This is a genomic window from Paenibacillus sp. FSL P4-0338, assembly GCF_038002365.1.
Taxonomy (GTDB): Bacteria; Bacillota; Bacilli; order Paenibacillales; family Paenibacillaceae; genus Paenibacillus_AQ.
The window spans coordinates 1-5,658 of the sequence record NZ_JBBOCG010000004.1 but is presented as its reverse complement, the minus strand read 5'-3'; the positions used below and the strand labels follow the sequence as shown (position 1 = coordinate 5,658).

At 37.5% G+C, this 5,658-nt stretch carries 5 protein-coding genes and 3 pseudogenes; 7 read left to right on the top strand and 1 reads right to left on the bottom strand.

All coding sequences use genetic code 11. From position 1 onward, the window contains the following. From MKZ07_RS33485 to MKZ07_RS33465, 3 genes and pseudogenes are all read left to right on the top strand, one after another. A pseudogene (locus MKZ07_RS33485) lies at positions 1–100 on the top strand (SpoVR family protein); the annotation flags it as partial. Between the two features lie 87 nt (positions 101–187). Next, positions 188–1,506 (top strand): annotated as a pseudogene (locus MKZ07_RS33710) (recombinase family protein); the annotation flags it as partial. A gap of 746 nt (positions 1,507–2,252) precedes the next feature. Then, a complete protein-coding gene (locus MKZ07_RS33465; RefSeq protein WP_341029866.1) occupies positions 2,253–2,726 on the top strand; it encodes an AAA family ATPase in 474 nt (157 codons plus the stop codon). Here MKZ07_RS33465 and MKZ07_RS33460 read toward each other — a convergent pair. Then, positions 2,629–3,401 (bottom strand): IS5 family transposase gene (locus MKZ07_RS33460; protein WP_341027176.1). Its coding sequence is split into 2 segments (ribosomal slippage): positions 2,629–3,071 and positions 3,071–3,401, totalling 774 coding nucleotides; the frame shifts between segments, so codons are not numbered across the junction. The genes MKZ07_RS33465 and MKZ07_RS33460 overlap by 98 nt on opposite strands. Before the next feature lie 54 nt (positions 3,402–3,455). Here MKZ07_RS33460 and MKZ07_RS33455 point away from each other — a divergent pair. The 4 genes and pseudogenes from MKZ07_RS33455 to MKZ07_RS33440 all read left to right on the top strand — a co-directional run. Beyond that, positions 3,456–4,196: an AAA family ATPase gene (locus tag MKZ07_RS33455; protein WP_341029864.1), complete on the top strand. Its 741-nt coding sequence runs from the start codon at positions 3,456–3,458 to the stop codon at positions 4,194–4,196. Next, positions 4,174–4,626, top strand: a complete 453-nt coding sequence (locus tag MKZ07_RS33450) for a hypothetical protein (protein ID WP_036701904.1) — start codon at positions 4,174–4,176, stop codon at positions 4,624–4,626. Before MKZ07_RS33455 ends, MKZ07_RS33450 begins: the two co-directional genes overlap by 23 nt. A 20-nt stretch (positions 4,627–4,646) precedes the next feature. Beyond that, a complete protein-coding gene (locus MKZ07_RS33445) occupies positions 4,647–5,372 on the top strand; it encodes a hypothetical protein (protein ID WP_341029862.1) in 726 nt (241 codons plus the stop codon). A 15-nt stretch (positions 5,373–5,387) separates the two neighbouring features. Continuing rightward, a pseudogene (locus MKZ07_RS33440) lies at positions 5,388–5,658 on the top strand (SpoVR family protein); the annotation flags it as partial.

The following is a 5,658-nucleotide window of genomic DNA, read 5'->3' as shown; positions in this document are numbered from 1 at the left end:
CGCCCTCTGGGGCCGCACCGTGCATCTGCAGACCGTCGCAGAAGACAAAAACGCTCTGTTCACCTATGACGGCAAAAAGGTGCAGCGGCGGTTTATGTAAAGGGTTGTTTTTAGTGGTAATAAAATATTTCTTAGAGAGTCTATGCCTCACAGAGGCTAGACTCTCTTTTTATGAGTAATCTACAGCGAAACCCTATTACTTATTGACGATGGCTACTCCGCAAAAAGCACAGACCGCCCTCAGCTCAAGCGGTTGATGACATACATAGAGAACGGCGAAATCTCAAAAGTTATGGTCACCAAACTGGATCGGATGAGCCGCCGACTACTCGATTTGCTTACGCTGATCGACATGTTCCAGCAGCATCAAGTCGCCTTCATCTCAATCAGTGAATCCTTTGATATCAACACGCCCTCAGGCCGTCTGACACTTCAAGTGCTCTGAGCTGTCACGGAATTTAAACGTGAGCGTATTCGAGAACGTGTCCTGGATAATATGTTCCATGCTGCCAACCAGGACAAATGGCTGACTCAGAGTCCCTACGGATATCGCTTGGAAGAAAAAGCACTTGTCATCCATGAACCAGAGGCAAAAACTGTGCGACAAATATATGATCTTTACCTCAATCAGGGAATGGGATTCTTCGCTATTGCAAGACAACTGAACGAAGAAGGCATCCCGTCAAGGCACAACAAGGAATGGTCCATTCGTTCCGTAAAACTGCTGCTTACCAATCCTGTAAATAAAAAGACCTTTGTATGGAATCGCGTGGATTCAAGTAAGAAGAAACGGACCATAAAAGACGATAAGGATTGGATTGTCATTGACGATTGTCTACCCGCCATTATTGACAAGAACATCTGGGAAAGAGTGCAGACCAAAATGAACAGATCAGATATAGCTCCCCGCGCTCAGACCAGTCCCCATCTTCTTGGAGGCATCCTGAAATGTGGAAACTGCGGGTCAGGGATGAGCATTGGATGGTCAGGATCAAGAAACAGACGTTACCGCGTTTACCGCTGTTCTGAGAATAAGAACAAAGGAACATGCACAAGCAAGCAGTATAAAGCCGACGAAGTGGAGTCCTGGTTTTACAGGGGTTAGCAGGTTTTTCAGATTCACTTAGCCTTGAGTTAGTTCCTCATCTCGTTGAGAAAGCCCGTAGCAACCACTGCAGCCGTGGTGATCAACAGATTAACGGTGCTAAAAACCGTTATAAGCGGAAGGTCGAAGCCTATACTGCTGGACTGATTGAGTTGCAGGATCTTAACGAGTAGAAGCAGCGGATGGAACGGATTATTCAGGAGAATCAGAGTTCGAATGAACAGGGAGAGAAAATGCATGTGGAGGATCTGAAGGAAATGCTTGAGTGCAAGATAAAGACGGTGCTCGATGCGATATATGCGCTGCCTGTTGAGGAGGCTAAGGTGCTGTTGCGGACGTTGGTTTCGAAGGTCACGGTTTTGGGGGAGGGGGAGTTGGATATAGAATTGAACTTGGAGTAAGTGATTGAAACAAAAGTGGATTGAGTTTTGGAATGATCCTCTTTCAACTATATTATATTGAAAGATCACTCATACAATTATTGAATTTAATTAATAAATCCTTCTATTACTATAGAAGTGCCTATGGGTGATTTGACAACTCTTTTATAATACTTCATTGCACTGCTAATGAGTTCCTTGATAATATTCTAAAAATGCCAAATCATAAAATGGGGATATATAAATAGTAGTGAATACATTATGCAAGGCCCCCTCATATGATTATATGTTTCTATTGACTATAAATTAATAGATAGCATTGAGAAGCCAGTTGTAATTTATTAATCCATTATTATTATTTTAACAACACTTCTTAGTATCAAATCGGGCAATTCCTTTGTAAAAATCACTTTGAGCTTCTTCGTCTTATTTATTATGAATGAAACTGATTAATATTATTTCATAACTTTCGTCTCCCTGCCTGTTAAATTCATTACAAATCCAAATATTAGCACGTCATATTGAAATCACTTCCAATATACTCATAACTGAATCATAATCGTTGTCTTTTTTCACAGGAAATACAAAATGATCACATCAATAATTTAGAAATAAAATACTGCTTTTGTGGACATTTCGAATGAGTGAATGTGAAATAGGTTTGTTTTTCAAAATCTAAATTCTAGTGTATTATATATCTATATGAAAGGTAATTATTACCTAGGTAATAATTAAAATTGTATTAACTACACAAAGAGGTGAGTTATATGAAAATAAGATCAATTACAATAAAAAACTTACGACTTTTTGAGGACGAAACTTTTAATTTCAATCCTCATATAAATGTATTCATTGGAGAAAACGGCTCGGGAAAATCTACCATTTTGAGATCTTTCGTACATCTATTAAATTCCTTATATCCTAAGTATAACGGTGAGCTTCTTAATTCTAGCGATATCCTACAAGGTAAAGAAAACTTTTCTATTTCTGCTGACTTTCAAGCGAGTAACAATGAGATAGAACAAGCTAATTTGTCCAATTCTGAAATTCAATTTCTTAATGTATTAGAAAGAACCGATAACAAAAACAGTCTTATGATTTACAACAAAACTAGGGCGTGTCTGAAAACTAATCATATTGAAGCTACTTCAACAGAATCATCGCGGAAGCGAGAAAGGCAAAGCTTAAAAAGTTTCGAGAAAGCTTGTCATAGCGTGTTGCGATTCCGCGGAATTGTTTGAGTTTGTTGAAAAAACATTCCACTACATGGCGTTCTTTATAATGGTAAAAATCACATGTCCAAGGATTTGCGGCATTGGATTTGGGCGGGATACAGTATGTTGCGTTTTGGGATTCAATGTACGTTCGAATCTCTACCGTTCCGTAGGCTTTATCGGCTAAAATAGCGGTTCCGGACAAGCTTACCCCTGACAGGACTTCGACCGCTGCCGTACAATCATGGATGTTTCCAGGCGTTAAAAATAGGCGAATCGGATTCCCTAGCGCGTCGACTACAGCGTGGATTTTGGTATTGCGTCCCCCTCGGGAAAGTCCGATTTCTTGGTTGGTTGCGGCATTTTCAGCCCTTTTTTAGCCCCCGCTGCGTGCTGGTGAACTTTACAAGAGGTGCTGTCTAGAGAAACATCCTGCAAGTCTGCATCGCTGGCGAGCGCTTCAAATATCTTTTGAAAAAGATCGTCATTGCTCCATAAACGAAACCGGGAATACACGGTTTTCCAAGAACCAAAACGTTCTGGCAGATCACGCCAAGGTGCCCCTGTTTTGACTTTCCAAAGCATGGCATTAAGCATCACCCGATTGGGTTTTGAGGGTCTGCCTTCACCCTTGTTTTCAGGTGGCAACAGTTCTTTGACCCTTTCCCAGTCCGGGTCTTTGATTTCGTGGCGTCTTAGCATCTTTTACAAGCTCCTCGTAATTGCGTCCTTGTAAAATTATGCTACGGTTATGCGTTGGAAGCAATATCTAGTTTTAAGACACGCCCTAAGTCAGATTCATTATCTTTTTTTAAAAATCTTCATAAAGATAATTTTATCGGGGGTACCGTTCTCTATTTTGATTCTTTTAGATATTTACCCAATATAGCAGTTGATGGACCTAATTCATATCCTCTGCCTAAAAACAGTAGAGAAAACTCGATGGCAAGTTCGATATCAAGAATTTCTGAAACTAGTGATCAATTACATGTAAGTAATAAATTCCTTAACTTAAAACAGTGGTTAATTAATTTAGATTTCATAAGACTTAAACAACCAAACAGCGAAAATCAAAAAACATTTGAACATATCATTGAAGCATTTAATACATTATTCAATCCTTTCATATTTAGTCATATTTCAGAAAAAGGTGAAATACTTTTTAATTGTAATAATATTAGAGTTAATATTGATCAGTTAAGTGATGGTTTTAAAAATTTATTTATTATTATAGGAGAAATTTTCTATAGACTTTATAATTCCTCTGATGGGAAAGCAGACTTTTATAATTATGAAGCAGTGGTTTTAATAGATGAAATAGATTGTCATATTCATCCAAAGTGGCAAATAAATATTATTCCTTACTTCAAACAAATGTTTCCGAATTGTCAATTCATTATTACAACACACTCTCCTTTTATTTTAAATAAACTAGACGATTCTGAAATTACTGAACTAGAAGGAGTGCTTCATCATGCAAGCATTGATAGAGTGTGAAATTGATACTATAAGGACTACAAATATTTCAGAAAAATACTTTGGTATAGAACTTGCTTCAATTATATATACTCCTAATATAGCCATGATGAAGGGTGGTATTCAGGAGATGAAACATTATTTTAATGATTTTAATGAAATCAAAGCTTTTGTTGAGTCTTTTTTTATAGATTATTCTTCTCAGTTCACGGACATTTATATATCAACTTCAATTATAAAAGCTTCTCAAGTAACAGATGCTCTAAACAAGAAAATTTTCGATAAAAATCCAAATTTCAATGGTTGGTTAGTTTTTATTGACCCCACTAATATCGCTAATTGGTCTCATGAATGTGAATATTGGTTATTTAAAAATTCTGAACAATACATCTATTCAGACTCTGAATCTTGGAAACCCGCTAGTTCTTTGCAAATGATTAAAATTATATGATTATAATTTAGGAGAATATAATGGCTAAACATGCTTTATTATTTGCTGGTTGTTATGACAATAATCATACAGAGATCAGATATAATAACGATATTGGATTTATGTATGAGGTATTACAAAAAAACACATATGATCAAATAACTGTTTTGTACACAGATGGCACACCTATTGAGTACAATAATTCTCAAATAGCAACTATAGTAGCAACATACGACTCTTTTAAAACAACTTTAGAAAATTATGCAGCATTACTCACTGCAGATGATCAATTAACCATCATGATAACTAATCACGGCACATTAGATAATAAGCAAGCCCTGATTGTTTGTTGGGATAAGCCGTTTATTTCAGCTAATGAATTCAATTCTCTGATTGGTAAAATTAAATGCAAAAAAATAATTATCCATGGTCAGTGTAAAGGAGGTAATTTTTTAGAAAAAATTGATAACTCTATAATTATCAGTGCCAATTGTATCAATGAAGATTCTTATTCGACCCGAGGAGCTCAGTATGATGAGTTTTTGTATCATTTTATTTCTTTTTTTAATAAATGTTATCCTGATAACACATCTCTCCAAATACAACCAAGCCATAATTCCATTAAAGCTGCATTTGAATATTGTAGGGATTTTGGTTCATATCGAATCCCTCTTGCAGAGACCAGCAAGACAGGGAAGATAAGGATTATTCATGAAGATCCCCAGATTATCTCTACAAATTTAGATCCAGAACTAATAACTTTATAAGCACCTTAGCAATACGAAGGCTGGGCCTCCTACTGGCATCAGCGAATCATGCGCGAGCTGGACCTGACTGCCGAAGAGACGGTCGAATACGCCAAGCTGAATTCATCGGTGGTGCAGCCATCGCGCCAGAGCCTGAATCCGTATTACCTAGGCCTGAAGATTTTCGAGGACATTGAGAAACGCTGGGACCGGGACAAAATGTTCGAGGTACGCGAGCTGGATTCCGACCTCTCCTTCATCCGAAGCTATCTCTCCAAGGAACTGGTGAACGACCTGGACCTCTACT

Coding starts and splice junctions, on each gene's coding strand:
- MKZ07_RS33445 (WP_341029862.1), top strand. CDS start 4,647: ATGGCTAAACATGCTTTATTATTTGCTGGTTGTTATGACAATAATCAT.
- MKZ07_RS33450 (WP_036701904.1), top strand. CDS start 4,174: ATGCAAGCATTGATAGAGTGTGAAATTGATACTATAAGGACTACAAAT.
- MKZ07_RS33465 (WP_341029866.1), top strand. CDS start 2,253: ATGAAAATAAGATCAATTACAATAAAAAACTTACGACTTTTTGAGGAC.